This window comes from Mesorhizobium sanjuanii, from assembly GCF_002529485.1.
Taxonomy (GTDB): domain Bacteria; phylum Pseudomonadota; class Alphaproteobacteria; order Rhizobiales; family Rhizobiaceae; genus Mesorhizobium; species Mesorhizobium sanjuanii.
Map to the genome: position 1 here is coordinate 1 of NZ_NWQG01000335.1, position 312 is coordinate 312.

A 312-nucleotide genomic window follows, 5' to 3' on the forward strand; every position below is an offset into this window, starting at 1 on the left:
CGCCGACGCGCGGATTGCCGCCCGGCGAGGCATATTCCCACGCCGCCATGCCGCACAGCAGCAGAAAGATGGTTCCGAAGAACGCCGCCGTCGGCCACGTCCACGCCATCCACGAAAAATCGAGGTTGGACGAGAGGTTAAATCCCCACAGGCGGATATTGGCCGGATCGCTGAAGCCTACCGTTATTGCCACGAAATCGATTTGCAGTGCCACCCAGGCCACGACAACCAAAGCGAGAAACAGCACCGCCGACAACCATGCCGTCCGCGGGTTTCTGCCGACCTGCTCCATCATACCCTCCCCAGGGCGAA

General features: G+C 61.5%; 1 protein-coding gene. It reads right to left on the reverse strand.

Annotated elements, in window-relative coordinates; genetic code table 11:
• Window positions 1–109, reverse strand: a 109-nt coding sequence (locus CN311_RS31750; protein WP_245441007.1) for a DUF2160 family membrane protein, incomplete at its 3' end; no start/stop codon positions are given.
• Between the last annotated feature and the right edge of the window lie 203 nt (window positions 110–312).